The sequence below is a fragment of the Deltaproteobacteria bacterium GWC2_55_46 genome (assembly GCA_001595385.3).
GTDB lineage: Bacteria > Desulfobacterota > GWC2-55-46 > GWC2-55-46 > GWC2-55-46 > UBA5799.
The window spans coordinates 1,626,183-1,652,776 of sequence record LVEI03000001.1 but is presented as its reverse complement, the minus strand read 5'-3'; the positions used below and the strand labels follow the sequence as shown (position 1 = coordinate 1,652,776).

The window sequence follows — 26,594 nt, the reverse complement described above, 5'->3', positions numbered from 1 at the left end:
GCGGTCTATCTTCTCCTGGCAGCTTTCTTCTTCACAATAAGCTCTTCGCCGGCAAGGAGGTCGTTTAAACCCTCCCTCTTTCTTACGACGAAGAACTCGCGCCCGCTTACCATGACCTCCGCCGCCCTCGGGCGCGTGTTATAGTTGCTAGACATCGAAAAGCCGTATGCCCCGGCGCTCATGACGGCAAGGGACTCGCCAGCCTTCACGGCAGGCACCTCCCTGTCCTTCGCGAGAAAGTCGCCCGATTCGCAGATGGGGCCGACGACATCGGCGGTTATCTCCCTCTTCCCGTTCTTCTTTACCGCCTTTATGGCGTGATACGACCCGTAGAGGCTGGGCCTTGCGAGGTCGTTCATCGCGGCGTCTACTATTATGAAGTTCTTCTTTGTGCCCTTCTTGGTGTAGACGACGGTCGTGGCGAGGATACCGGCGTTACCGACCATCGACCTGCCCGGCTCGAATATGAGCGTAAGCCCTAGGCCCTTTGTCCCCTTCAGTACCGCTTCGCCGTACCTGCTCGGGTGCGGGGGCGTCTCTTTATCATAGGTGATGCCGAGGCCGCCGCCCATGTCCAGGTACTTTATCTCTACACCTTCGGCCCTGAGCATCTTGAGAAGGCCGGTGGTCTTTTTGAGGGCGTCTACGAATGGCCCGATCTGCGTTATCTGAGAACCTATGTGGCAGTCTATGCCGATGGGGTTTACGTTTCCAAGCTTCCTTTTGGCGTAGAGGTATTCCTTGAAGGCCTCGGCTGTCTCTATGCCGAACTTGTTCTTCTTGAGCCCTGTCGATATGTACGGATGGGTCTTGGGGTCTACGTCCGGGTTGACCCTTATCGCTATGCCAGCCTTCTTCCTGAGCCTCCCGGCGATCTTATCTATCGCGCGAAGCTCCTCGGGGGATTCGACGTTGAACATGAGTATCCCGCTTTTTAGAGCGTACTCTATCTCGTCAGCCCTCTTGCCCACGCCTGAGAAGACTATCTTACCGGGGTAGGCGCCAACCTTCAATGCCCTGAAGAGCTCGCCGCCCGAGACGATATCGAAGCCGCTGCCTTCCTCGGAGAAGGTCTTCAACACCGAGAGATTGGAGTTCGCCTTGATAGAATAGCAGATAAGGTGCGGCGCGCCAGAGAAGGCCTCGTCATAGGCCCTGAAGTGGCGCTTTAGCGTCTTCTGGCTGTATATATAGACAGGCGTGCCTATCTCTTTTACTATACGCTCAACCGGGACGCCCTCAGCGTAGAAGCTCCTGCCTTTGTAGTCGAAAAAGTGCATCCGTTTATCCTCCGAAAGCGTCTGAATAAGATTATTATTTTACAACAAGAAGAACGGCTCTTCAAAGAAATTAGACGCCCCGTTCACCGTCTGAAGAGTGCGGTGTCGTCAGGGGGCTCTGGCGGGCCTTTCTTGCCGCATGAAGCAGTACCTGCCACAAGCGAGATCATGAGCGCGAGCAGTAAAACGTAACGCATCAGCAGCACCCCCCTTCCACTTCCTTCCTTACCGTCTTGAGCCTCTTTTTTACCGTCTCAAGCGCTGTGCCGCCGTAGACCTTCCTCGCGCCGAGCGACCTCTTTATCGACACAGCCGCCTTTATGTCATCTCCGAAAAGGGGAGAGAGCGCCTTCCATTCCATGATATCGAGCCCTTCGAGGGTCTTATTCCTGCCTATGCAGTAACCGACCGCCCTGCCGGCGACCTCGTGCGCCTCCCTGAACGGCATGCCCTTCCTTACAAGGTAGTCGGCGGCGTCGGTGGCGTTTAAGAAGCCCGCGCCGGTTGCCGCGAGCATCTTCTCGCTATTTACCTTCATGCTCCCGAGCATCGGTCCGTAGACCTTGAGGACTATCTTCAGGGTGTCTACCGTATCGAAGAGCGGCTCCTTGTCCTCCTGCATGTCCTTGTTATAGGCAAGGGGGAGCGACTTCATCATTGCAAGAAGTGATACGAGATGCCCGTACACCCTTCCAGCCTTGCCCCTTGAAAGCTCGGCCACGTCCGGGTTCTTCTTCTGGGGCATTATCGATGAGCCCGTTGAGAAGGCATCGGACAGTTCGATAAAACCGAACTCCTGCGAGGACCAGAGTATTATCTCCTCCGAGAGGCGGGAAAAATGGGTCATGATGATGGACGCCGCGGAAAGGAACTCGATTATAAAGTCCCTGTCGCTTACAGAATCGAGGCTATTCTCCGTGACACGGGCGAAGCCGAGGAGCCTGGCGCCGTACTTCCTGTCGAGCGGGTACGGGCTTCCGGCAAGCGCTCCAGCGCCAAGCGGCATCTCGTCCATCCTCTCAAGACAATCGAGAAGCCTGCCGGTGTCGCGCTTGAACATCTCGTAGTAGGCGAGGAGATGATGGGAGAAGAGCACGGGCTGCGCCCTCTGCAGATGTGTATAGCCCGGCATGATGACGTCGAGATTTTTCCCGGCTACCTCTACAAGCGCCCTTTTAAACCCGTGGACGAGGTTCAGGACCTCGAATATCTCATCCTTCAGATAAAGCCTTATATCGACGGCGACCTGGTCGTTCCTGCTCCTCCCGGTATGGAGCTTTCCGCCAAGCGGGCCGATCTTCTCTGTCAAGCGCGACTCCACCGCCATATGGATATCCTCGAGCTCAGGCGTGAGCTTCAACTTTCCGGCGGCAATCTCCTTTTCAACCTCTTTGAGGCCCGCGATTATCCGCTTAGCCTCGGCCTCCTTGAGTATCCCCGCCCGCACAAGCAAGCTGGCGTGGGCGATGGAGCCCCGGATATCGTGGCTGAAAAGCCGCTTATCAAAGCCGATGGAGGCGTTGAACTCCTCAACGTGCTTGTCCGTAGATTCCTTGAATCTTCCTGACCAGGCCTTCTTCTTCATCTCTTCCCCAAGCCCTCTATTATAGCCCCGTACAGTAGCGGCACCATTATCTCGTGATGGCCGGTAAGCCTGTATCCCTTGCCGCCGCCGCCCATGGTCGGCCTTCTCACCACGTTCGTAAGCGGCCTGTAGTGCTGGAAAAAGTCCATGTTCACCGTGGAGAAGCCCTTTACGTCATGGCCGAGGTTACGGACGAGCGTCAAGGCCTTGAGGAATACCTCGGGCATTATGACCGCTGAGCCGATATTTATATACATGCCTCCGGCAAGGGTAGATACGACCGAAGAGAATATCCTGAAATCGATCGTCGAGGCCTCGCCTGTTGCGCCCCCGTCCATCTGCGGGTGAAGGTGTATGATATCCGTGCCAAGGGCCACGTGCACGGTTACGGGCACGCCGAGCCTGCTGCCGGCGGCGAGTATGCTCTTGTCCTTATGAGGGAAGCTGGATTTCGCTATCATCGAGCCTACCGCCGCCCCGAGCCCCTTTTTAGCGCCCTTCTTTATCGCCTGATTGATGAGCCTTCCGGTCTCCTCGGCCATGCCGAAAGCGCCGCTTCCAAGCTCGGCGTCTACGTCCTCGGAGGTGCACCCGGCAAAGGCCGTCTCGAAGTCATGGACAACGCACGCGCCGTTCATCGCGACAGAATTTATGACCCCGCGCTCCATGAGGTCTATTATAAGCGGGCTAAGCCCGACCTTGATGACGTGCGCGCCCATGCCGAGGGCGACCGTCTTCTTGTTCCCATGGGCGCTTGTTACAGCGGCGGCCACCTCCAAAAGGTCTTTTGCCGCGAGTATGCCGGGCAGGCTTCCGAGGAAGCCTGCGAAACTCCCGCCCTTTTTCGCGCAGGAGGCAAAATCCCCGACGCTTACCTTGCTCTTTCTATCCTTGATAGAGTATGTCTTGAGGCCCTTGGAGGAGATAGGTTTGAACTTCATCCTGAGGTTATCCTAAACTTTCTGGAAGAGCATATGGTCTACAAGCTCACAGACCACGTGGCCGAAGGTGATATGCACCTCCTGTATCCTGGCGGTCCTCCTGGCGTCTACGTTTACAAATACGTCGCCCTTTCCAGAAAGGAGCCCGCCGCCCTTGCCCGTGAGTATTATTACCTTCATGCCTATGGTCTCGGCGGCCTCGATCGCCTTAAGGATGTTCTGCGAGTTGCCGCTGGTGGTTATGGCCAGGAAGACGTCATCGGGTTTCCCGAGGGCGAGGAGCTGCTTTGAGAAGACCTGGTCGAATGAGTAGTCGTTCCCTATGCTCGTAAGATCGGACGAATCTGTCGTTATGGCCAGGGCCGGCAAAGGCGGCCTCTCTATCTCGAACCTGTTTATGAACTCGGCCGCGAGGTGCTGCGCGTCGGCGGCTGAGCCGCCGTTGCCCGCTATGATGAGCTTTCCGCCCTTCCTGAAGGAGGCGGCAACAAGCTCCGCGGATATTACGGTCTTCGAGACGTTCTCGGGTGTAAGGAACCCTTGCTTCGCCTGGATGCTCTCGGTAAACGATCTTGAGACTATCTCGTCATTTTTCATACTTTTTCCCGGGCTTTCGGTTGATTATGGCAGGAAATAAAATAATATCTTCTGCCTCTTTTGGAGTCAAGGAAAAAGGGCGCTGAAAATGCAGAGCCCCGCCTCTAAAGGCGGGGCTCTGCATTTTAAAACTCTTTTTTAGCTGGTTGCTAAAAAACACTGGATTTAGCGCAGGCCGCTCAAATGGACTTATTTCATGCCTTTTACAGTCCCTTGAAGGCCTTGTCCGCTACCTCGAGCGTCTTTGTAAGGTCTGCCCTGGTGTGGGCGAGCCCGACAAAGACGGCCTCGAACTGCGACGGCGGAAGATATATGCCGCCCTTGAGCATCCTGGTGAAGTATTTACCGAACCTCGCGGTATCAGCTCTGCTCGCGTCCTGCCAGTTTGTTACAGGCTTGCCGGAAAAGAATACCGTGAACATCGAGCCTGCCACGGCCGTATGCACCGGCACGCCCCGCCTTTTCGCTATCTCCCCTATCCCTTCGACAAGAAAGTCCGTTGACTTGTAGAGCTTGTCGTATAGACCCTTGCGCTGGAGGAGCTTCAAGGTCTCGATACCGGCGGTCATGGCGAGCGGGTTTCCGGAGAGGGTGCCGGCCTGGTAGACAGGCCCTGAGGGGGCAAGCCGCTCCATTATGGCCCTCTTTCCCCCGAAGGCGCCTACCGGGAGCCCCCCGCCTATGACCTTCCCGAGGCAGGTAATGTCGGGGTCTATCTTATATACCTTCTGAGCCCCGCCGTAGCAGAGCCTGAAGCCGCTCATGACCTCGTCCATTATAAGGAGCGCCCCGTACTTTTTGCAGAGCGCCTTGAGGCCGGTAAGAAAACCCTCTTTGGGAAGTACTACGCCCATGTTGCCTGGCACGCCTTCCACTATCACGCAGGCTATGCCCTTGGGAGCCTTCTCGAATATGGCCCTTACCGAGGCCAGGTCATTGTAGGTCGCGTTATAGGTATGCTTGGCGAGAGAGGCGACAACGCCGGGGCTGTCAGGCACTCCGAGCGTGGCGGCGCCTGAGCCTGCCTTTACGAGGAGGCTGTCGGAATGACCGTGGTAGCAGCCCTCGAACTTTATTATCCCGTCACGCCCGGTAAAGGCCCTGGCAAGCCTCAGAGCGCTCATCGTGGCCTCTGTGCCGGAGCTTACGAACCTGACCATCTCCATCGATGGGAAGGCCTTGAGCGTAAGCTCGGCCAGGGTGACCTCAAGCTCTGTCGGCGCTCCGTAGCTGGTCCCCCTGTCGACCGCCTTTTTGATGGCGGCAGAGACCCTGGGATGGGCATGGCCGAGTATCATGGGGCCCCAGGAGCCTATGTAGTCTATATACTCGTTCCCGTCTACGTCGTATATCCGGGAGCCCCTGGCCTTGGAGATGAAGACCGGCCCTCCGCCCACGGCCTTGAAGGCCCTTACTGGGCTGTTGACTCCTCCCGGGATGAGCCTCACTGCCTTTTTAAGGATCTGAGCGGATCTTTTCGTCCCCATCACTATCTCCTTTTTTCATTAATTTCTGAGGTCGCTTTAGCCGTATATCCTACCCGAATGGGCAAATCCGTGTCAACGCCAATTTCTGCGCGTTTTTCGCTTCTATTTACATAACTTACCGAGTTATGCCATAATCGGGCTTAAATGGCAAACGCGCCGTTCTAAAAAAAGAGGTCTGCATGAAAAGAAGTCTGCTCATCGTTTTTTTACTCACCTCGGCAGGTTCAGCCGTCCCGGCCTTCGCGAAAGATTTTTACTTCGGCGAAGAGACAAAGGGGGTCACATTTACTCAGGGCGAGAGCGATCTTACGGTAAGGATAAGGTTCCAGCCCAGGCTCGATGCCGGCGATATAATCGAGGACAGGGACGGTACAGCTTACGAAAGCAGCAGCGACCTCTACCTTAGAAGGATACGCCTTGAGATGACGGGCAACCTCCTCTCGAAGCAGATAAGGTACAACCTTACCCTCGACGGCGACAAGTGGGAGAAGACCGGGAACACAAACAAGGTATCCGTAAAGTACGTGTGGCTTACCTGGGAGCCCGCTGAAGCCTATTCCTTCTTCATAGGCAAATTCAAGCTCCCTTTCTCAAGGGACTTTCTTACCTCTGACTCTACCCATCTCTTCGTAGAGGCTACCGCCTCAGGCGACGCGGGCAAGAACATATTCGGGGCAACAAACGCCTATTTCCAGCCTAAAGCGTCTATATTCGGAAGATTTTTTGACGGCGCTATCGCCTATGAGGCCTCCGTTGCGGACGGATGGCAGACCGGAGAGACGATTGAGACCGGAAGGACTGTATTCAAGGCCCAGCCTCTGTTAGCGGTAAGGACAGACCTATCGCTACCCGGCTGGGTGGAGAAGAAAAAGACCGGCTCCTATCTGGGCAAGGGGCAGCACCTGACATTAGGCACAAGCTTCGCGAGGCAGGGCGCCATCGAATACCAGGAGAACGGCTTCGATGAGGAGCGCACCCTTTGGGAGGCCGACCTCTCAGGCCATTATAAAGGCCTGACCGCCACCGTAGAGTATATAAACTGGAAGATGGAATCGAGCGACCCTGCTATCGCTAAAAAGAACCCGTTGGGCTGGTATGCCCAGGCGGGGTACTTTATAGAGGGCCTCAATATAGAGCCTGTTGCCAGGTACGAGGTCTATGACCAGGACTCGGAGGCGAGCGATAAGAAGGAGAAGAGCACGACCCTGGGGGTGAACTGGTACGGCAAGGGGCACAGCCTGAAACTACAGGCAGACTGGGTACACACCGAGTACGAGCCCAACGCCACGGGTAAGCTTGCCAATGCCGACAGCAAGGATGTAGTACAGCTGCAGGGGCAGCTATATTTTTAAGTCCTTGCAGAGCCGTTTGAAGTCCCCTCCCGTTAGCGGGGGAGGGGCTCCGGGGGAATATACCCGCACCCTGGCCAGCGGTAGTTCATTTAAAAACAGCTTAAAATGCCATACTTACACCATAATGTAAGCCCTTCCGCCTTTTTTCATACCCTTAACATTCCTGTAACACGGCTGTAACATTCATCCATTACATTTAAAAGAAAAAAACAAAGGATAGAAAAGATGAAAAAATACCTGATCCTGCTTGCGGTCCTCTTTCTTGGCTTAAGCTTTCGCGCAGCCTCGGCAGAGCTTATAAACGGCGCCGGGGCGACGTTCCCCTACCCGCTCTACTCCAAATGGGCCTATGAGTACGCCAGGACAACGGGCCTTAAGCTCAATTACCAGTCTATAGGCAGCGGCGGCGGGATAAAGCAGATAACGGCAAAGACGGTTGATTTCGGCGCCTCTGACGCCCCGCTTGCTCCAAAGGAGCTCGCTCAGTCCGACCTCATGCAGTTCCCCATGGCCATAGGCGGGGTCGTCCCTGTTGTAAACCTCGCGGGGGTAAAGCCCGGTGAGCTTAAGCTCACCGGAGAGGTCCTTGCCGACATATACCTCGGAAAGGTCACGAGCTGGAACGACCAGAAGATAGCATCCCTCAACCCCGGGGTAAAGCTCCCTCAGGAGAAGATAACCGTTGTGCACCGCTCTGACGGAAGCGGCACGACCTGGATATTCGCCAACTATCTTAACAGCGTAAGCGCCGATTGGAAAGGGAAGGTCGGCTTCGGCACAGCCGTAAACTGGCCGGTGGGCGTTGGCGGCAAAGGGAACGAGGGGGTTGCCACCTACGTAAAGAGGATAAAGAACACCATCGGCTATGTCGAGTACGCTTACGCCCTGCAGAACAAGCTCGTCTACACCCAGCTTAACAACAGATCCGGCAACTTTGTCTCCCCATCGATAGATACGTTCATGGCCGCCGGGGAAAGCGCCGACTGGAAGGGCACGCCCGGCTTCTCGGTGGTCCTCACCAACCAGCCCGGCAAAAGCTCATGGCCTATCGCAGGCGCCACCTTCATACTGGTGCAGAAAAACCCGCAGGACTGCGGTAAGGCCAAAGAGGTATTGAAGTTCTTCGACTGGGCCTACAGGAACGGGGGCGCCATGGCAAAATCTCTCGACTATGTGCCTATCCCCAAAAACGTAAGCGACCTTATGGAGGCCGCCTGGGCAAAAGAGATAAAGTGCGCCTCACAGCCGGTCTGGGGCAAATAGACAATTAGAAGGAGCCGCTCTCCGGCGGCTCCTGATTTTTCTGGAAGGCGCACCCGTTTTCTATTAACATCAATGCCGGACGCTGAGACCATAAAAAAAAGAAGGGCGGGTAGCGCGCAAAACCGCGCGCCTGGGGATGATTTGAACGCTCAAAAATACAATTCAGCAAGGATAGGGGACGCCGTCTTCAAGGGCATGGCCTGGTCTTCCGCAGCATCGGTCATAGCCCTTATGGCGCTTATCTTTATCGTCCTTTTGAAGGAGTCGTGGCTTTCGATCAAGGCCTTCGGCTTCGGCTTTCTTTTTTCCAGCACATGGGACCCCGTTGCCCTTGAGTTCGGGGCGCTGCCTTCCATTTACGGGACGCTCGTATCATCCATCATAGCCATCGTCATAGCCGTGCCAGTAAGCCTCGGCATAGCGATATTCCTGACCGAAATGGCTCCCAAGCGCCTTAAAGTGCCTATAGGGTCCGCGATCGAGCTGCTCGCGTCGATACCGAGCATCATCTACGGCATGTGGGGGCTTTTCGTCTTCGCGCCATTCCTCGCAGACAGCGTCGAGCCGTTCCTCATCGAGTACCTCGGAGGCCTCCCGCTCTTCTCCGGCGCGCCCTTAGGTATAGGCATGCTGCCCGCCGGGTTCATACTCGCGATAATGATAATCCCGTTCATATCTTCGGTATCGAGGGACATATTCCAGATGGTCCCTCCCATGCTCAAGGAATCGGGCTACGGCGTTGGGGCCACAAAATGGGAGGTCATACGGAAGATCGTCCTCCCGTACACCCGCTCCGGGATAGTCGGGGCGGTGATCCTCGGGCTCGGCAGGGCCCTTGGAGAGACGATGGCCGTAACCTTCGTCATCGGCAACGCCCAGAAGATACGCATGTCGCTTTTAGAGCCTGCCACGTCCATATCGGCAACACTCGCGAACGAGTTCACGGAGGCGGTCGAGGACCTCTATCTTTCAAGCCTCGTGGAGCTGGGGCTCATCCTCTTCCTCATAACCTTCGTGGTGCTCGCTATCGCCAAGCTCCTTATCGCCAAATACTCATACAAGGGCGGGCAGTTTTAAGAACATGTACCTACATTACCTCAAAAGAAAAACAGCCAACTACGCCGCGCTCACGGTATCGCTCCTTTCAGCCGTATTCGGCATATTCTTCCTTTTCTGGATATTGAAAGACGTCTTCGTATTCGGCTTCAAGGCGATAAACCTGGACTTCTTTACCGAGCTTCCGGCTCCCCCTGGCATGGAAGGCGGGGGGCTCGCGAACGCCATTTTCGGCACGGTCCTCATCACCTTTATCGCCACCGCCATAGGCGTTCCGGCAGGCATATTGGCTGGCACATACCTTTCAGAGTACGGCCGCAAGAGCAGGATGGCCTCTGTCGTGAGGTTCACCTCCGACATACTCGTAAGCGCCCCTTCCATAGTCATCGGCGTATTCGTCTACGCCCTTCTCGTGAAACCCCTGGGCGGCTTCTCGGCCATAGCGGGCGCCGTGGCCTTATCGATAATAATGCTCCCTGTCGTCATACGCACGGCGGAAGAGATGCTCAAGCTCGTGCCTGACGCCACCAGGGAGGCCGCCCTTGCCCTTGGCGCGCCCCACTGGAAAGTGACGGTGCAGGTCGTCTACAGGGGGGCGATAAGGGGCATAGTGACCGGGGTCATGCTGGCGGTGGCAAGGGTCTCAGGAGAGACGGCGCCATTGCTCTTCACATCTTTCAACAACTCCTTCTGGAACTTCAACCTTTCAGAGCCAACGGCAACGCTTACGGTCACCATATTCAACTACGCGATGGGGCCTTACGACGACTGGCACCAGAAGGCATGGGGGGCGGCCCTCCTTATTACGGCTATGGTGTTGCTTGTAACGATATTTTCGAGGATAATAGTGAGAGGCAAGGCAGGCTAGCATGAAATACAAGTTCACGATAAACAAGCTCAACTTCTGGTACGGCGAAAAGCACGCCCTCAAGGACGTAAGCCTTTACGTAAAGGACAAGGAAATAACCGCCCTCATAGGCCCGTCCGGGTGCGGCAAGACGACCTTCTTACGGTGCCTCAACAGGATGCACGACCTCTACCCGGGGAACAGGTACGAGGGCGAGGTGCTGCTCGACGGAAAGAACCTCCTTGAGAAGGGTCTCGACCTCATAAAGCTTCGGAGCAAGGTCGGCATGGTCTTCCAGAAGCCCACGCCCTTTCCAATGTCCATATACGAGAACATCGCCTTCGGCTTGAAGCTCATAGGCATAAAGAGCAAGAGCGAGGTCTCCGGAAGGGTCGAGAAGGCCTTGAAGGACTCTGCCCTCTGGGACGAGATAAGCGAAAGGCTCCATGAGCCCGCGCTCTCCCTTTCGGGCGGCCAGCAGCAGAGGCTCTGCATCGCGAGGGCCGTGGCCGTAGAGCCGGATGTGATACTCATGGACGAGCCCTGCTCAGCGCTCGATCCAGTAGCCACGGCAAAGATAGAGGACCTGATGACCGAGCTCAAGCATGACTACACGGTCGTCATCGTCACCCATAACATGCAACAGGCCGCCAGGGTCTCTCAATATACAGGGTTCTTCATGCTCGGGGAGGTGGTCGAGTTCGACACGACCGAGAAGATCTTTACCGCCCCGGCGAACAAGCTAACGGAAGACTACATCACAGGACGTTTCGGCTAGGGGTTGAAGCCCCGGCATTAAGGAGGGAAGATGACCCGCGAGGCATACCACAGGGCTATTACCGAGCTTGAAGGCGAGGTTCAGCGCATGGCCGCAATGGTCGATACAGCCATAAAAGGCTCGATAGAGGCGTTGAAGGCGAGGGACCTTGAGAGGTCCCGGCAGATAGTCCAAAACGACATCGAGGTGAACCGGAAGCGCTTCGAGATAGAGGAGAAGTGCATCCGGTTGATAGCGACACAGCAGCCGATGGCCGTAGATCTGCGCATACTCGCGGCGATAATAAACATCATAACCGACCTCGAGCGCATCGGCGACCACGCCGAGGGCATAGCGAAGATAAGCCTCGCCATCGGGAACGAACCGCTTGTTAAGCCGCTCGTCGATATGCCGAAGATGGCCGAGAAGGCGACCTCGATGCTTGAACGGTGCATGAAGGCCTTCATCGAAAGGGACATCGAGACGGCCCGGAATATCTGCAACGAGGACGACGTGGTGGACGCCTACTATGACACGATATATAACGACCTTGTGCTTCTAATGATAGAGAACCCGAAGCTCATAAAGGACGCCACCTATCTCATCTGGGCCGCGCACAATATAGAGAGGATAGCGGACAGGGTGACGAACATAGCGGAGAGGGTCGTTTATATGGTAACGGGCAAGATGGAGGAGATGAACGTCTCGAAGTATTGACCCGAACGCAATAAATGTCTTTATACTGCGTTGTACTCCTCGGAAAATCCTCGACGTACCGCAGAGGGTACGCCTGCGGTTTTCCTCGTCGTCCGCCTTGTCTAAAGCCATTTCTTACGTTCCTGATCAGGTCGATTGCTAAACTGAAAAAGGCGAGGTCAAAGACCTCGCCTTTTTATTTTGACCCTCTCCCCTCGGAGAGGGAAGCGAAGCGCGGGGTGAGGGAAGTCTGTCATTCTGAGGAGCCGAAGGCGACGAAGAATCTATAAGTGCTTTCACATTTTTATCAAACCACAAGATTCTTCGCTACGCTCAGAATGACATATTAAAACCTGAACCCGCTATTATTATCCGGTCTCCGACGATTTACGCCCCCGCCTTTACCCCTTCTCCCTTGAGGAGCGGGAAGCCGAGAGCCTCCCTCGTCTTGAGATACCCCTCGGCGCAGCCCCTGGCGAGCGCCCTCACCCTGCCGATGAAGCGGGTCCGCTCCGCCACACTTATCGCCCCCCTCGCGTCAAGGAGGTTAAAAGTGTGCGAGCACTTGAGGCAATAGTCATAGGCCGGAAGATACAAGCCCTTCTCCTGGAGGCTAAAGCTCTCCTTTTCATACATATCGAAGAGGGTGAAGAGCATCTTCGTATCCGCCTCTTCGAAGTTGTGCTTCGAGTACTCTATCTCGGTCTGCTTATGGACGTCTCCATACTTCACGTCCTTAGACCACTGGAGGTCGTAGACATTGTCGACGCCCTGAAGGTACATGGTTATCCTCTCGAGGCCGTAGGTTATCTCGCCCGCGACCGGCTTGAGGTCAATGCCACCCGCCTGCTGGAAGTAGGTGAACTGTGTTATCTCCATGCCGTCGAGCCAGACCTCCCAGCCGAGCCCCCAGGCGCCGAGAGTGGGCGACTCCCAGTCATCCTCGACAAACCTTATGTCATGGGCGAGAGGGTCGATGCCGAGCGTTTTGAGGCTATCGAGGTATAGCTCCTGTATCTCCTCCGGCGAGGGCTTCAGGATCACCTGGAACTGATAGTAATGCTGCAGCCTGTTCGGGTTCTCGCCGTACCTGCCGTCGGTCGGCCTCCTCGAAGGCTCGACGTAAGCGGCCTTCCATGGCTCTGGCCCGAGCACCTTTAAGAAGGTAGCCGGGTGGAAGGTTCCCGCGCCCTTTTCCATGTCATAGGGCTGCATCAGTACACAGCCCCTTTCAGACCAGAACCTCTGGAGATTCAAGATAACGTCCTGGAAATACATGTTCAGTTCCTCCAACGAGGGTTATCTAAAAATACATTCTACAAAAAAGAGCACATGGAAGTCAAAAACGGAATTTCACGCTTAAAGCGTATGGCGGAAGATTCGCGGCTTCACTTCCACTGGCCCGTCAGCCATGTATACGCCACGAAAGCCCCTACGATGAGCGCGAGATAGGCCGCGCTCCTGAGCATCTTCTTTCCTATGTTAGGCAGTTTTAGCGCGCCCTCTTTTCTGGCCGTGACATCGCCGATAAGAGAGAAGACCACTACAAGCACGTAAGCAATGATAAATACCGGTATCGCGTTTGCCTCCATCCTGCTTCCCCCTTCAGGCCCAGGCGCTTTTGAGCTTGATCATAAAGCGCCTGGTCTTAAGCTCCTTCCCTATCTGGAATTTTATGAAGTCATATAGAAGCCGCTCGCTCTCGTCAAGAAACGCCTGCCCCGGCTTAAGGCGCTTTAGCTTCTCGCCATCGAGGCGCGCGGCCATTGAAAGAAGGCCCGCCGTGCCGGGAGAGAGCGGGATAAGACCAATGAGGCCGCTTGAACACCTCCTGCAGACCAGCCCGCCCCTCTCCGAGCTGAAATATATCCTCTGCCCGTCTGTCTTCTCCCTGCAAGAGACGCACCCGCCGAGGTGCGGCAGGTAGCCGGTAATGGCCAGCAGCCGTATCTCGAAGAACCTCAAGGCCTCCTGCCCGATGGATTTCGCCTCGAGCATCTTTAAAAACTCTACCAGCAGATGATAGACGGCAGGGAGGGACTGCCCCTCCCTTGTCATCTCCGAGGTAAGCTCCAGCAGATAGCATGAGTCGGCGAGGCTTTCTATATCGGCCTTGAGCGGCGCGAAGGCATCTGCGAGCTTCGCGTCCTCGACGCGCACCAGGTCGCTGCCGTCGTTATGGAAAAATATGAGGTCGATATGCGAGAGCGGGTCGAGGTTTCCGACGAACCTTTTCCTCGACCTGCGCGCGCCCTTGGCTATGCCACGGAGCTTGCCGTGCTCAAGGGTACAGAAGGTGAGTATCCTGTCCGATTCCCCGTAGTCGAGCGAGTTGAGGACAACGGCGCGCCCCCTGTAGAGCCCGCGCTTCACAGCAAGCCCATCTTCATGAAGATGGTCGCGAGGCCGAGGAAGGTAAAAAACCCGCCTATGTCGGTAAATGTCGTAACGAAGATGCTCGATGAGATGGCAGGGTCGAACTTGAGTTTTGTAAGCACAATAGGTATGAGGGACCCGATAAAGCCTGCTATAAAGAGGTTCGCCGTCATCGCGAGGAAAAGGATGAGCCCCACAATCGGTTTGCCCCCGAAGATATATACGGCAAGGGCAGCCACAGCCCCTGTAACGAACCCGTTCGAGAGGCCCACAAGCGCCTCCTTGAAGAGCACCCACTTGGCGTTCTTGAGCGTAAGCTCGCCCAGGGCAAGCCCCCTTACCACTACCGTGATAGTCTGGGTGGCGGCGTTCCCGCCCATGCCTGCGACTATGGGCATGAGCACCGCGAGTACTACCAGCTGCGCTATCGTCTCCTGGAAGAGCTTTACCACGCTCGCGGCCAGGAAGGCGGTGGCGAGGTTAACGAGGAGCCATGGCACGCGCATCCTGATGGAGCGGTTAGCCGGGTCGAGCGCCCGGTCCTCTACGTTCAACCCGGCCATCTTGTAGAAGTCCTCGAATATCTCCTCTTCGAGGACGTCCACTATATCGTCTACCGTTATCCTGCCGACGAGCTTGCCGTCATGGTCTACGACGGGCACGGCGACGAGGTCGTATTTCTGGAAGAGCTTGGCGACCTCCTCCTGGTCCATGTCTGTCGCCACCCTTACCGCGTCCCTGTTGGTTATTTCAAGTATCCTGGTCTTCGGCCTGGCCAGGATGAGCTTGTCGAGCGGAGCTACCCCCATGAGAACGCCTTCGTGGTCGACGACGAAGACGTTTGATATGTTATCTATCTCCCGGGCCTTCTTCCTGACCTCCTCGATGGTCTCTTCCACCGTGGCTGTCTCGTGCACGGAGACGAGCTCGGCCTGCATCTTTCCGCCGGCGGTGTCCTCTGGATAGACAAGGAGCTTCTGTACCGCGATGGCCTCGTGCCTGTCGATGCCTTCGAGTACCTGCTTGGCGTCCTCGACCGGCAGCTCTGAGATGACGTCAGCCGCGTCGTCGGTCTCCATCTCATGGACGACCTCGATGAGCTCTTCCGAGGATATGGATGAGATGAGGGCCTTACGGAGACGCTCGTCTATCTCAAGGAGGACGGCCGAGGCCTGCTCAGGGGAGAGGAGCTTAAAGACCCTTTGAGCCTCCTCGTCATCGAGCGACTTGAGAAGCCTTCCGATGTCAGAGGAATGGAGGGTGGAAAGAAGAGCGCTTATCTCCTCTTCCCGGTCGGCCTCGAGGTAGCCCCTGACCTCGTCTATGTGGTCGTTTTTGACCTCGACGCCCATGGTCAAAGCCCTTGAATGATGATGTTTTTTTTGGTCCGGAACAGGATTCGCGCGGTCCTTCGGCAAAAACCGGCAGGCGGATTCACGTTCTGCAGCCTTCTAAAAAAATTAGCACCAGAGGCGGGATAAGTCAACAGGGGAATAGGGGGATAAGTTAGAAATAAAAAAAATCCTATGGGTCTAAGGTGGGACAAGCTGGACGAGGATATCCCATGCCATTTCTTTTAGGCCGCTTTCCAGGTAAGTTTCTTTTTGAACCTGCAATAGAAGAAGAGTAAAGAAAACAGGAAAAAGACCCGCGAGCGTCAAGAACAGAATCAGCATGCTTTCTTACCTCTCCAGAAAGAACGGCCCGGCAACGGTCCGCATGACATGCTCGGTGGTGGAGCCGAGGACCATCTCCACGAGCCTCGAATGGTGGGATGTGCCCATGAAAAGAAGGTCGTGGCCGTTGTCCCTGTAGAAGTTCTCTATCACGATGGGCGGGTCGCCTTTGTGGTAGACGAAAACAGGTTTTATGCCGTAGGGCTTAAGATAGCTCCTCGCGTCGTTCATGATCGGGTCTTCAGCCTCTGTTGAAGATACAGCAAGGACCGTAAGCGGCAGATTTAGCGTTGCGGCCCATTCTGCGGCAGAGTGCATGGCCCTGCTCGCGTTCGCGCTGCCGTCATAGGCCAGCAGCGGATTTTTCGGCTCTGTAAAGCGCTCCGGCACGATGAGGACCGGCTTGGGCGACCTCCGGAGGACGCTCTCCGTGGTAGAGCCCAGCAGGCCGTACTCGAATTTGGCGTTGACCCCGCGCCTGCCAACAACGACGAGGTCGGCGACCCTGGCCCTGTCCACTATCTCGTTGGCGACTATGCCGAAGGCTATCTGGCTTTCGCAGGGCGCCTTGGTCTCCCTGCAGGCCTCCTCGAAGGCGGCGAGTATGGTCTTGCCCCTGGCCTCGAGCGCCTCCCTCATCTTCGTAGAGAAGTTAAGGAACGGCTCGAAGCCGAGCGAGCCGGATATGTCGTGAAGGAACGGCCCTTCGAGAGAGACCACATCGACCACGTGAAGCCCGACAAGGCCGGCGCCGAACCTCCCCGAAAGCCATTTGGAGTAGTCCAGCGCGGCCTTGCCGTATGTTGACCCGTCCTGCGGTACGAGTATCGTCTTTATCATGCCAGCGCCGGCTCGTTTATGTTGGAGACCTCTACCATTATCTCGTCCTCGTTCACGTCTATCCTGAAGTAATCCCCTTCCTTCCACTTAAGGGTCACGGGGACCTTGACCAGCTCGTCTACGTGCCTCTTCAGGAACCTTGCTCCATATTTTTGATTATATCCCTTTTCGACCAGGAGGTCTATCGCCCTGTCCGAGAGCGCGAGGTGCTTGCCGTAGCCCTCCATGTGCTCGCGGATCTTCTCCAGGTACATGTATGTAAGCTCCCTCACCTCGCCCATGGTAAGAGGCGTAAAGACGATTATGTCGTCGATGCGGTTAAGGAACTCGGGGCTAAGGGCGTTCTCGACCTCTTTCATTATATCTTTCTTGTACGACCTGGCGTCGACCTCGCTCTCCGGCATGAAGCCGAGGGGCTTTACGTACTTCTTGAAGACGTCGGAACCGAGGTTGCTGGTCATTATGATGACCGTGTCGCTGAAGTAGACCCTCTTGCCCCTGCCGTCGGTGAGCCAGCCCTCGTCAAATACCTGCAGGAAGAGGTTCAGGACGAAGGGATGCGCCTTCTCTATCTCGTCGAGAAGGACTACCGAGTAGGGGTTCTCGCGCACGGGGTTACTGAGGAGCCCGCCTCTTTCAGAACCGACTATGCCCCTCGGCATGCCTATGAGCTTGTCGACCGCTATGGCGGAATCCTTATATTCGCTCATGTCGATGCGTATCATCTTCTTCTCGTCGCCGAAGAGGAAATCCGCGAGAGATTTGGCCAGCTCCGTCTTTCCAACCCCGGTGGGGCCGAGGAAAAGGAGCACGCCGTCGGGCCTGGAGAAGTTCTCTTTTAAAGGCCCCTTGTTGAGCCTGAGCCTCTTGGAGAGAGCCGCGATGGCCTCTTTCTGCCCTACGATCCTCTTCGTCAGCGTCTTCTCCATATCCTTGAACCTGCCGACGGTATCCCTGAATATCATGTCCCTGGGTATCCGGGTCTCCTGGGAGATGACCTCGATCACGTCGTCAGACTTTACCGGCTCCGTGGGCCTGTTTATCTCTACCTTTACGCAGGAGGTATCGAGCCATCCGATGACCTTGTCAGGCATCTTGAGGCCCCTCATGTACCTCTGGCTCATGTCAAGGGAGGTCTCTACCGCCTCGTTCGTTATCTTGACCGAGTAGCTCCTCTCAAGCCTCGGCTTGATGCCGTAGAGTATCTTCCTGGTCTCCTCTACGGAAGGCTCCTTTATATTCACGAGCCTGAAGCGCCTGGCGAGCGCCTCGTCCTCGGCTATGAACTCCTTGTACTCGGAGAGCGTGGTCGCTCCTATTATCTGCACCTCGCCCCTGGAAAGGGTCGACTTGAAAATATTGGCTGCGTCCGAAGGCACCCCCATCGCCGAGCCCGCGCCTATGAGCGTGTGGGCCTCGTCGATGAAGAATATGATGTTCTTCCTCTCCTTTATCTCCTTTATTATCTTCTCTATCCTGTCCTCGAACATGCCCCTGAAGATGGTGCCCGCCACAATGGAATTCATCTGCAGGTTCACTATCTGCTTGTCGCGTAAGCGTTTCGGCACCCTCTTCGGGTCGAGCTCTATCCTCCTCGCGAGCCCTTCCACCACGGCGGTCTTGCCCACGCCCGGCTCGCCTATTATCATGACGGAGTTGGACCGGTCTACGTGGCAGAGTATCTCCATAACCTGGTCTATCTCGTCGTCCCTGCCTATAATGACAGGGAGCTTGTCGAAGCGGGCGAGCTTATTGAGGTTCACGGCGAAATGCTTAAGATTAGGCGGCAGCTCGTATTTCTTCTTGAGCTCCTCTTCCATCTCCTCCTTGCTCCGGACCTTGACGGTGATCCTCCGCATAACGTAGTCTGGATCGAGGCCGAAGCTCCTGAAGACCTTTGCCGGAAGGCTGTGGTTCTCCTGGAATATGGCGATGAAGAGGTCGGTGGAATCAAGCTCGTCGCGCCCCCACCTCTGGGCCTCCTCACGGGCGAGCCTGAATACGTTCCTTGTAGCCGGGGGTATCTTTAGGCCCAGGCCGATGTACTGCCTGGATACGTTCAAGTGTTCGTTGAGGAAGTTGATTACGTGGTAGACGTCGAGGTTAAGGTCTTCCATAACCTCGCGGAAGAAGTGTTCTTCGACCTTGGAGAACGCAAGGAACAGATGCTCAACACCGAGGTAATAGTGCTGGCGGTTTTTACTCTCCTCGATGGCGGCGTCCAGGACCCTGCGAGCGGCTGGTGTAAGCTTCTCTTTTATCTCTTCAAGTTCGGTCATTGTTAGCCTCTTGAAGTCCGCCGGAGTTCCGCGGACCGGGTTTGGTCCTGACAAGCCGTTCAGCTCATTAGGTTCGGTTTACCTACCTAATCGCCTTTTCTGTGCCGCCACAATGGCGGCTCACGCCTTTCAGTTTCACCGGGACAGACGGGTCTTTCGCCTAATTGATTCTACCACAGTCCTTTTCGGGGTTCATATGGATTTTGCTCTTCGAATTCTTCTATAAGTTTCCGTGACTTATCATCTATCTTTTTTGGGACCGCGATCTTCACGACCACATATTCGTCTCCGCGCTCCCCTCTTGGGCCCTGCACCCCCTTGCCTTTGACCCTGAGCTTCTGCCCTCCCTGTGTGCCGGAGGGTATCTTTATCCTGGACGGGCCGTCTATTGTCGGCACTTCTATTTCGGCGCCCAAGAGCGCTTCCTTTAAGGTTATCGGCACGTCAACGTAGATATCATTGTCCTCACGGCGGAAATACGGGTGCGGCCTCACGGAGGTGATTATGTAGAGGTCACCGGGCGGCCCCCCGGCAAGGCCTTCCTCGCCTTTACCGGTCACCCTCACCCGTGAGCCGGTCCTTATCCCGGCCGGGACCTTCACGGTAAGCACCTCCGGCCCTGACATCCTTTGCAGGCTTACCCTCACGTCCGCGCCCTTTACGGCCCGCATGAAATCCAGCTCAATGGAGTACTCGATGTCAGCCCCTCTCTGGGCGGCCCTTCTCCTCGCGCCACGGCCGAAGAGGTCGCTGAAGATGTCCTCAAAGCCGCCGAAGCCGAAGCCGAACTCCTCGAAGTTGACGCCCCCAGGCGCGTATCCAGGCGCGCCCGTACCGGTCTCGAAGCCCACCTTGCCGGTAAGGTCGTAGTCTGAGCGCTTCTTGGGGTTGCTAAGGACATGATAGGCCTCGTTTATCTCCTTGAACTTGGCTTCCATCTCCTTTCTTTTGTCCGGATGGAGGTCTGGGTGGAACTGCCTGGCGAGATTTCTGTACGCTTTTTTTATTTCATCTTCGGACGCGTTCCTGGGAATACCGAGGATCTCATAGTAGTCTCTGGCCATATTCAGCACATCCTTAAGCCTTTCGATTCCCGGGAAGCCCCGTTATTGGCAAATCGGCCACTACTTAATTCTACAAGCATGATTGGTATTGGGCAAGTCTCAGAAGAGAATTTTCGGCTGGAAAGGGGCGCATGAACGCCGGGGCCCCGGTTGCGGGCCCCGGCCATATCAAGCTGCCTTAAATCGATGAAGCGGACTTTTCAGGTTTTTACGGCAGGTCATTTATTCTGGTCGTCAACGACCTCCGCCTCCACTACATCGCCCTCTTTTTTCCCTTCGCCCCCTGCTCCCGGGGCCTCTGAGGCGCTCTTGTACATGACCTCTGCTATCTTATGAGAGGCCGTGTTTATCCTGTTTATCGCCTCCTTGAGCGCTTCAAGTTCGTTGGTCTCAAGGGCCTTTTTGGCCTCAGCTACCGCATCCTCAACGCCCTTGGCATCGGCCTCAGGTATCTTGGCCCGGTTCTCGCCAAGGAGCTTCTCGGTCGAGTAGATAAGAGTGTCGAGCTGGTTCCTGGTCTCGATGACCTCCCGCCTCTTCTTGTCCTCATCGGCGTGGGATTCAGCCTCCTTGACCATATTCTCGACCTCGTCCTTGGCCAGTCCGCTCGAAGCCGTGATGGTTATGTTCTGCTCCTTGCCTGTGGCCATGTCCTTTGCCGAGACGTGGAGAATCCCGTTGGCGTCAATATCGAACGCCACCTCTATCTGAGGCACGCCACGAGGCGCTGGAGGCATGCCCATCAAGTGGAACTTCCCGAGCGTCCTGTTGTCGCGGGCCATCTGCCTCTCGCCCTGCATGACGTGTATCTCGACCTGAGTCTGGTTGTCGGCGGCCGTGGTAAATGTCTCTTTCTTCCTCGCCGGTATGGTCGTGTTCCTGTTTATAAGGGTAGTCATGACCCCGCCGAGCGTCTCCAGGCCGAGCGAAAGAGGCGTTACGTCAAGCAAAACGACATCCTTCACCTCTCCGGCCAGGACCGCTCCCTGTATGGCCGCGCCAATAGCCACAACCTCGTCCGGGTTCACGCCCTTGTGGGGCTCCTTGCCGAAGAACTCTTTTACGAGCTTCTGTATGGCGGGCATCCTTGTCATGCCGCCGACGAGCACGACCTCGTCTATGTCAGAGGGCTTTAGTCCCGCGTCCCTCAGGGCCTGCTCGCACGGCCTTTTGCTCCTGTCGATCAGGTCGCCGCAGAGCTGCTCAAGCTTTGCCCTCGAAAGCCTCATCACAAGGTGCTTGGGGCCTGTGGCGTCAGCGGTGATGAAGGGCAGGTTTATCTCGGTCTCCATGGTAGAGGAGAGCTCTATCTTCGCCTTTTCAGCGGCCTCCTTGAGCCTCTGGAGGGCCATCCTGTCCTTTGAGAGGTCTATTCCCTGGTCCTTCTTGAACTCGGAAACGAGCCAGTCGATTATCTTGTGGTCGAAGTTGTCTCCGCCAAGGTGGGTATCTCCGTTGGTGGACTTGACCTCGAAGACGCCATCGCCTACCTCGAGTACGGAGACGTCGAAGGTGCCGCCGCCGAAGTCGTAGACCGCTATCTTCTCCTCTTTCTTCTTCTCAAGGCCGTAGGCCAACGAAGATGCCGTAGGCTCGTTTATTATCCTCTTTACGTCGAGGCCGGCTATCTTGCCGGCGTCCTTTGTAGCCTGCCTCTGGGCGTCGTTAAAGTACGCGGGGACCGTTATGACCGCCTCTGTTACAGGCTCGCCGAGATACGCCTCAGCCGACCTCTTGAGCTTCTGGAGTATCATCGCCGATACCTCTGGCGGGGTAAATGTCCTGCCCATGTTCCCGGATACGACTACCGCCCTGCCCTGGTCGTCCTTCTGTACCTTGTAGGGGACCATCTTCATCTCTTCGTTGACTTCCTCGAAGTTCCGCCCCATGAACCTCTTTATGGAAAATACCGTGTTCTCCGGGTTGGTAACAGCCTGCCTCTTGGCGACCTGGCCGACGAGTATCTCCTTATCCCTGGTGAAGGCGACCACAGAGGGGGTTATGCGGCTCCCCTCCTCGTTGACGATGACCTTCGGCTCCCCGGCCTCCATTACCGCGACAACCGAGTTGGTGGTGCCGAGGTCAATGCCGATAATCTTTCCCATCTTATGCTCCTCCTGCTGTTGATCTGCGTTTTAAAATTTATCTTTTAAACCAGGTACTTGGTCCTGGCGGATGACCCGCCCATACCCCGGCTTTAAGGTTAATATAGGTACGGGGGCGGCCTTTGTCAAGGAAAGCGCTCGAATTTTTTATTTTTTCCAGGAAAGGCGGTCTCTATGGGGTGTCCGGGGGTCTGTTGATATCTTTAAAGCGCGCGCAACACGTCAGCCCTTCATCTTCTTTTTCTGCTCCCTCCAGGTATACCGGTTGAGGGCATAGAGTACGGCTGTCAGGATGGCCATGTAGATGAGGACCCAGGGGCCGAGCGACCTTCTCTCTTCGAGGTCAGGGTTAGAGACCTCGAAGAGGAAGGCTGAGACGTCATTTGCCTTTTGGGTAAGCTCCGGGTCGTCCATGGGGATGGGCGGGGGCATGGCTATCATCCCATCTGTATGGGTCTGCTCGGCAAAGGCCCTGTTCATCGTCCGGCCGTTCTCCGTGTAATAAGTCGTAAGAAGACTGTATATGTACTCCGCCCCCTCAACCCCCTTTCCCCTTGAAGATGTCATGAGGCTTAAGTCGGCCGGGGCAACACCGAAAGATGCTTCAGCCGCCCTGGGGTCCATGAGCGGGGCTATGCCTGTTGACGACCCTGGTGCCCGGTAGTATTTAACGCCGTGGCAGGCAACGCAATGCTGCATGAAAACAGCCATGCCCCGTTCTTTGGCCTCCCTGCTCATATCTATAGAAAGGTCCTCGCCCCTGACATGGGCAGGCACAGAAAAGAGCATAATGACAAGGAGCAGTATCTTAAACATGCTTATCCTCCCGTGGAAGCTTCGCCCTTTCAAAGTACGGGAGCACCGGCAGGAAGGCGAAGTACAGAAAATAGATGACAGTGAATATCATCCCGAGTGTTGCCATCTTGAAGCCCACCGGCGAGATCGAATCGGGCGCGTGCATGCCAACATAGCCAAGCAGTATGAAATCTATGTAGAAGACCCAGGTCAGGACCTTTTTAACGGGCCTGTACCTTGAGCTTTTGACCTTCGAGCGGTCGATAAAGGGAAGGAGAAAGAGTATCAAAACCGACCCGCCCATGGCGATAACCCCTCCGAGCTTATCCGGTATCGACCGGAGGATTGCGTAAAAGGGGAGAAAGTACCATTCAGGCACGATATGAAGGGGCGTCTTCATAGGGTTCGCTGTCTCGTTGTTTATGGGCTCTATGAACGCGTCGGGACGGAAGAAGACAAAATAGAAGAAGATGGTCAGGACCAGGCTTAAAAACCACGCGTCCTTTGTTATGTAATACGGCGAGAAGGGGACCATTTGAGGACCCTTCTTGTCGAGCTCTACCCCCTCGGGGTTATTCGAGCCCACCTTGTGGAGGGCCGAGAGGTGAAGTACTACCAGCACGCCCAGTATTGCGAAAGGAACAAGGGTAGTGTGAAAGGAGTAGAACCTCGTGAGTGTAGCGTCGCCGACCGCGAAGTCACCTCTCAGCCAGACCGCGAGGTCCTGGCCTACAAGCGGTATCGCTGTAAAGAGGTTGGTTATGACGGTGGCCCCCCAGAATGACATCTGCCCCCATGGAAGGAGATAGCCGAAGAAGGCCTCTGACATGAAAAAGAGCAGTATGAGAAGGCCTATCCACCAGAGGAGCTCCCTCGGCTTGTTATACGAGCCGTAATAAATGCCCCTCCCGGTATGCACGTAGAGGGAGAAGAATATGCCTGTTGCGCCTATGGCGTGGAGATAACGGATGAGCCAGCCGTAGTTCACATCCCGCATTATGTGCTGGATGCTGTCGAAGGCCGCGTTGGTATCGGGCTTGTAGTACATGGAGAGCCATACGCCCGTTATGATCTGGAGCGCGAAGAAGACGCCGAGGACAGAGCCGAAGTTCCAGAAATAGTTGAGGTTCCTGGGCGTAGGATAGCCGGTTATGTGCTTGTCGATGAACTCGGAGACCGGAAGCCTCTGGTTTATCCAGTCGAGGTAACGGGCCATTTGCCAACCTTGCGCTGTTATTTGACCGAAAACGTGCTTACAAAAATCATCTTGCCGTTATTCTGAGCAAAGAACCTGGTCTTCAGTTCTGTATCGAAATACCTTTTGCGCCCTGCCGGGTTTTTTTGGGCATAAGGCTCGCTCGTCCCACCCCAAACCTCATGCTCGCAACGCCTGCGCCCATGATTTTTCAAAAACAAGATCTGCGAATATCCTGAGCGCCCCTCCCTGGAACAGAGGCAGGTGATTTTCAACCTCTCCTTATACCTTCGGCAGCTCCTGTACCTTCCTGACGTTCTCCCCATACCCGGCGAAGCGCTCCGTGCCGATTAAAAGCCTGTTGGAATCGATAAGGGCATATGGCACAAGGTGCAGGTTTTCCGGGGGCGGGCCGCCGAGCCTCCTGCCGAGGTTGTCGTACTTGCCGCCGTGGCACGGGCAGTAAAAACCCGCAACGCCGGTATCCGGCATCCTATCCATGAACTTGGGTATGCAGCCCAGGTGCGTGCATATGGCTATCGCCACGAAGATCTTCGGGTCCACGACCCGTTCTTCCGGATTTGCCGGGTCTGAAAGGGTATGCGGGTCGATTCTATTCGCCTCTTCTATCATCTGGGGCGTGCGCCTCAGGATAAATACCGGCTGTTTTCTCCAGATGACGGTCTTGGTACCACCTTCAGGGATCGAGGAGATGTCCACCTCGAGCGTGCCGGCCGCGAGGATGTCCTTTGTGGGGCTCATAGCCCGGATAAAGGGCACCGCGGCGAAGGCCGCGCCAATGGCCCCTAAAAAGGCGGCGGCGGCGGTCAAAAAGCCCCGGCGGCTCAATATCTGCTCTGTTATCTTGGACATTGCGTTCTGGTTTGACTATTCGGAGTATAGCAGAAAAAAGGAAAACAGACTTGATGGTAAGGTTATAAAGGGGCTGGGTTGATTATGGGTTCTCACGGACTTCCGAACAACACTCTTCAGAGGCCACTCTGGCAATTGGAATTCCCGTCTAAGCTCCCTTTGGATGATATCACTATGTTTTAAAATTCCTCAACTGCACTTGGCCCCTGCCAAATCCCTGCAGATCTTCTTCAATATCCTATAATCATCCCCGAGCTTGCATATCGCTTCGGCATGGCAGCAGAGGTCGCCAAAAAGGATATAGCTTACATTTTTCTCCCTGAGATCGAAAAAAGCGGGCCTTTTCAATTGCGCCAGCATCTCCTGCTCCCTCTCATCAGGGATAAGCACGAACACATGGTATTCGTTATTATCTGATATCGAATATATCAGGTCCTTAAGCCTTAAGAGCCCCGAATAGATAGACGTTGTCTTTTCGACCTCAAAGGCGCATTCGATGTCGTTCGTCCCTTTTTTAAACCATAGCACATCGATGAAATTCACTACTTCCATGACATCATCGGATATTTCCATCTTTGGCAAAGCAGGCAGAGTAAGGAACGAAAACTTCTCTCCATTATACTCCCTGGACCGGTCATTGGACGCTACCGCTACGTCATAACCAAGTGCCTTGCCTGCTTTAACGAGAAGATACTGCATCCTTGTGTGCGCATCGTCTTCTTTTTTGTCGAGCAAAACTTCTTCATGGCGTTTTTTTACGATCGAGGCTGCCCTGGCCGTCTCTTTTTCAAGCACCTCTTCCGAATTGCCGTCTATAAGGACCCTGTTTACGCCAATCTCGAACAGAAGCCCTGAGATAGCGCCAAGGTCCTTTGAGAGGTGTGCCTTAAGTTCGTTGTTAGCCTTAAAGATTACCTCCCTCATCTCAAGATAGCTCTGCCATGATCCGAGTTTTTTCTTTTCCTTGAAAAGGGCATTATAACCTCCAAGGATAGCGGTATTGAAAGGCGGTATGATAGTCGGGTGCAGAAAATACAATATGTTCGCAGCCGCTGGGCCGAGCCCTTTTATCTTCTTTTCAGAGAGCTTGATTATCTCCGACAGGAGTTGTTCCTCTTTACAGGCGCACAGGCAGGTTTCGAGGAACTGTCCAAAGAATCTTTTATTCTGCTCATTCTCGTATATATCAGGGATACGGAGCTTCGGCTTCCAGAAAAAGGCGTGGGAAGCCCCTTTGAAGACCTGCTTCTGCTCGGTTATCGAATTCAATACGACTTCGAGAGATGACCCTTTGAAATCGTTCCCGAATGTGCCGCTTTTTATCTCTTCGATCACCTGCCTTAACCCCGTCTTAATGGCCCGGAAAGCGCAAAGCCTTTCCTGCCCTTCGACAAACCAGGTATTGTAGACAGATTCCTTGTCTGATTTGTATTTCTCTATGACCGGAATCAGCGCCTCAAAAGACATGAAATTCCTCGTTCAGACGGGATGCGTTATTCTATCAATTTGCAAGCCGATAAAGCTATAGCT

At 55.2% G+C, this 26,594-nt stretch carries 23 protein-coding genes; 6 read left to right on the top strand and 17 right to left on the bottom strand.

What is annotated here, in order from left to right; all coding sequences use genetic code 11:
• Window positions 1-5: 5 nt before the first annotated feature.
• The 5 genes from A2V21_307770 to A2V21_307750 all read right to left on the bottom strand — a co-directional run bounded on the left by A2V21_307770 (window position 6) and on the right by A2V21_307750 (window position 5,890).
• On the bottom strand, window positions 6-1,280 hold the full coding sequence (locus A2V21_307770) for a diaminopimelate decarboxylase (GenBank protein ID OIJ74168.1): 1,275 nt from the start codon (window positions 1,278-1,280) through the stop codon (window positions 6-8).
• A 196-nt stretch (window positions 1,281-1,476) separates the two neighbouring features.
• Window positions 1,477-2,865 carry an argininosuccinate lyase gene (locus A2V21_307765; protein OIJ74167.1) on the bottom strand — a complete coding sequence of 463 codons (1,389 nt, stop codon included), beginning with the start codon at window positions 2,863-2,865 and terminating at the stop codon, window positions 1,477-1,479.
• Window positions 2,862-3,806, bottom strand: a complete 945-nt coding sequence (locus A2V21_307760; GenBank protein ID OIJ74166.1) for a hypothetical protein — start codon at window positions 3,804-3,806, stop codon at window positions 2,862-2,864. Before A2V21_307760 ends, A2V21_307765 begins: the two co-directional genes overlap by 4 nt.
• A 12-nt stretch (window positions 3,807-3,818) precedes the next feature.
• Window positions 3,819-4,403, bottom strand: a complete 585-nt coding sequence (locus A2V21_307755) for a phosphoheptose isomerase (protein ID OIJ74165.1) — start codon at window positions 4,401-4,403, stop codon at window positions 3,819-3,821.
• 203 nt (window positions 4,404-4,606) lie between these two features.
• Window positions 4,607-5,890 (bottom strand): glutamate-1-semialdehyde-2,1-aminomutase, encoded by a 1,284-nt coding sequence (locus tag A2V21_307750; protein OIJ74164.1) that lies wholly within the window; start codon window positions 5,888-5,890, stop codon window positions 4,607-4,609.
• A 179-nt stretch (window positions 5,891-6,069) separates the two neighbouring features.
• Here A2V21_307750 and A2V21_307745 point away from each other — a divergent pair, with 179 nt between their 5' ends.
• The 6 genes from A2V21_307745 to A2V21_307720 all read left to right on the top strand — a co-directional run bounded on the left by A2V21_307745 (window position 6,070) and on the right by A2V21_307720 (window position 11,882).
• Window positions 6,070-7,242: a hypothetical protein gene (locus A2V21_307745; protein OIJ74163.1), complete on the top strand. Its 1,173-nt coding sequence runs from the start codon at window positions 6,070-6,072 to the stop codon at window positions 7,240-7,242.
• Window positions 7,243-7,467: 225 nt separating this feature from the next.
• Window positions 7,468-8,505: a phosphate ABC transporter substrate-binding protein PstS gene (locus A2V21_307740; protein OIJ74162.1), complete on the top strand. Its 1,038-nt coding sequence runs from the start codon at window positions 7,468-7,470 to the stop codon at window positions 8,503-8,505.
• Between the two features lie 195 nt (window positions 8,506-8,700).
• Window positions 8,701-9,582: a phosphate ABC transporter permease subunit PstC gene (locus tag A2V21_307735; protein OIJ75107.1), complete on the top strand. Its 882-nt coding sequence runs from the start codon at window positions 8,701-8,703 to the stop codon at window positions 9,580-9,582.
• Between the two features lie 4 nt (window positions 9,583-9,586).
• On the top strand, window positions 9,587-10,429 hold the full coding sequence (locus tag A2V21_307730; GenBank protein ID OIJ74161.1) for a phosphate ABC transporter, permease protein PstA: 843 nt from the start codon (window positions 9,587-9,589) through the stop codon (window positions 10,427-10,429).
• A 1-nt stretch (window position 10,430) separates the two neighbouring features.
• Complete coding sequence (locus A2V21_307725) at window positions 10,431-11,186, top strand: phosphate ABC transporter ATP-binding protein (protein OIJ74160.1); 756 nt, start codon at window positions 10,431-10,433, stop codon at window positions 11,184-11,186.
• A gap of 30 nt (window positions 11,187-11,216) precedes the next feature.
• On the top strand, window positions 11,217-11,882 hold the full coding sequence (locus A2V21_307720) for a phosphate transport system regulatory protein PhoU (protein OIJ74159.1): 666 nt from the start codon (window positions 11,217-11,219) through the stop codon (window positions 11,880-11,882).
• Between the two features lie 366 nt (window positions 11,883-12,248).
• Here the strand turns inward: A2V21_307720 and A2V21_307715 are convergent, their stop codons facing one another.
• The 12 genes from A2V21_307715 to A2V21_307660 all read right to left on the bottom strand — a co-directional run bounded on the left by A2V21_307715 (window position 12,249) and on the right by A2V21_307660 (window position 26,531).
• Window positions 12,249-13,139 carry a glycine--tRNA ligase subunit alpha gene (locus A2V21_307715; protein OIJ74158.1) on the bottom strand — a complete coding sequence of 297 codons (891 nt, stop codon included), beginning with the start codon at window positions 13,137-13,139 and terminating at the stop codon, window positions 12,249-12,251.
• Window positions 13,140-13,249: 110 nt separating this feature from the next.
• Window positions 13,250-13,453 carry a hypothetical protein gene (locus tag A2V21_307710; protein ID OIJ74157.1) on the bottom strand — a complete coding sequence of 68 codons (204 nt, stop codon included), beginning with the start codon at window positions 13,451-13,453 and terminating at the stop codon, window positions 13,250-13,252.
• A 13-nt stretch (window positions 13,454-13,466) separates the two neighbouring features.
• Window positions 13,467-14,234 carry a DNA repair protein RecO gene (locus A2V21_307705; GenBank protein OIJ74156.1) on the bottom strand — a complete coding sequence of 256 codons (768 nt, stop codon included), beginning with the start codon at window positions 14,232-14,234 and terminating at the stop codon, window positions 13,467-13,469.
• The gene (locus A2V21_307700) at window positions 14,231-15,589 is read right to left on the bottom strand and encodes a magnesium transporter (protein OIJ74155.1); all 1,359 of its coding nucleotides are present in this window, start codon (window positions 15,587-15,589) and stop codon (window positions 14,231-14,233) included. Before A2V21_307700 ends, A2V21_307705 begins: the two co-directional genes overlap by 4 nt.
• Before the next feature lie 330 nt (window positions 15,590-15,919).
• On the bottom strand, window positions 15,920-16,753 hold the full coding sequence (locus A2V21_307695; GenBank protein ID OIJ74154.1) for a hypothetical protein: 834 nt from the start codon (window positions 16,751-16,753) through the stop codon (window positions 15,920-15,922).
• Window positions 16,750-19,032, bottom strand: a complete 2,283-nt coding sequence (locus A2V21_307690; protein ID OIJ74153.1) for a hypothetical protein — start codon at window positions 19,030-19,032, stop codon at window positions 16,750-16,752. Before A2V21_307690 ends, A2V21_307695 begins: the two co-directional genes overlap by 4 nt.
• 170 nt (window positions 19,033-19,202) lie before the next feature.
• Window positions 19,203-20,096: a hypothetical protein gene (locus A2V21_307685; GenBank protein ID OIJ74152.1), complete on the bottom strand. Its 894-nt coding sequence runs from the start codon at window positions 20,094-20,096 to the stop codon at window positions 19,203-19,205.
• 218 nt (window positions 20,097-20,314) lie between these two features.
• Complete coding sequence (locus A2V21_307680; protein OIJ74151.1) at window positions 20,315-22,201, bottom strand: molecular chaperone DnaK; 1,887 nt, start codon at window positions 22,199-22,201, stop codon at window positions 20,315-20,317.
• 222 nt (window positions 22,202-22,423) lie between these two features.
• On the bottom strand, window positions 22,424-23,017 hold the full coding sequence (locus tag A2V21_307675; protein OIJ74150.1) for a hypothetical protein: 594 nt from the start codon (window positions 23,015-23,017) through the stop codon (window positions 22,424-22,426).
• Entirely contained in the window at window positions 23,010-24,212 is a 1,203-nt protein-coding gene (locus tag A2V21_307670) for a hypothetical protein (protein OIJ74149.1), read from the bottom strand. Before A2V21_307670 ends, A2V21_307675 begins: the two co-directional genes overlap by 8 nt.
• A 261-nt stretch (window positions 24,213-24,473) precedes the next feature.
• A complete protein-coding gene (locus tag A2V21_307665; GenBank protein ID OIJ74148.1) occupies window positions 24,474-25,064 on the bottom strand; it encodes a ubiquinol-cytochrome c reductase iron-sulfur subunit in 591 nt (196 codons plus the stop codon).
• A gap of 189 nt (window positions 25,065-25,253) precedes the next feature.
• Complete coding sequence (locus A2V21_307660) at window positions 25,254-26,531, bottom strand: hypothetical protein (protein ID OIJ74147.1); 1,278 nt, start codon at window positions 26,529-26,531, stop codon at window positions 25,254-25,256.
• Window positions 26,532-26,594 lie beyond the last annotated feature (63 nt).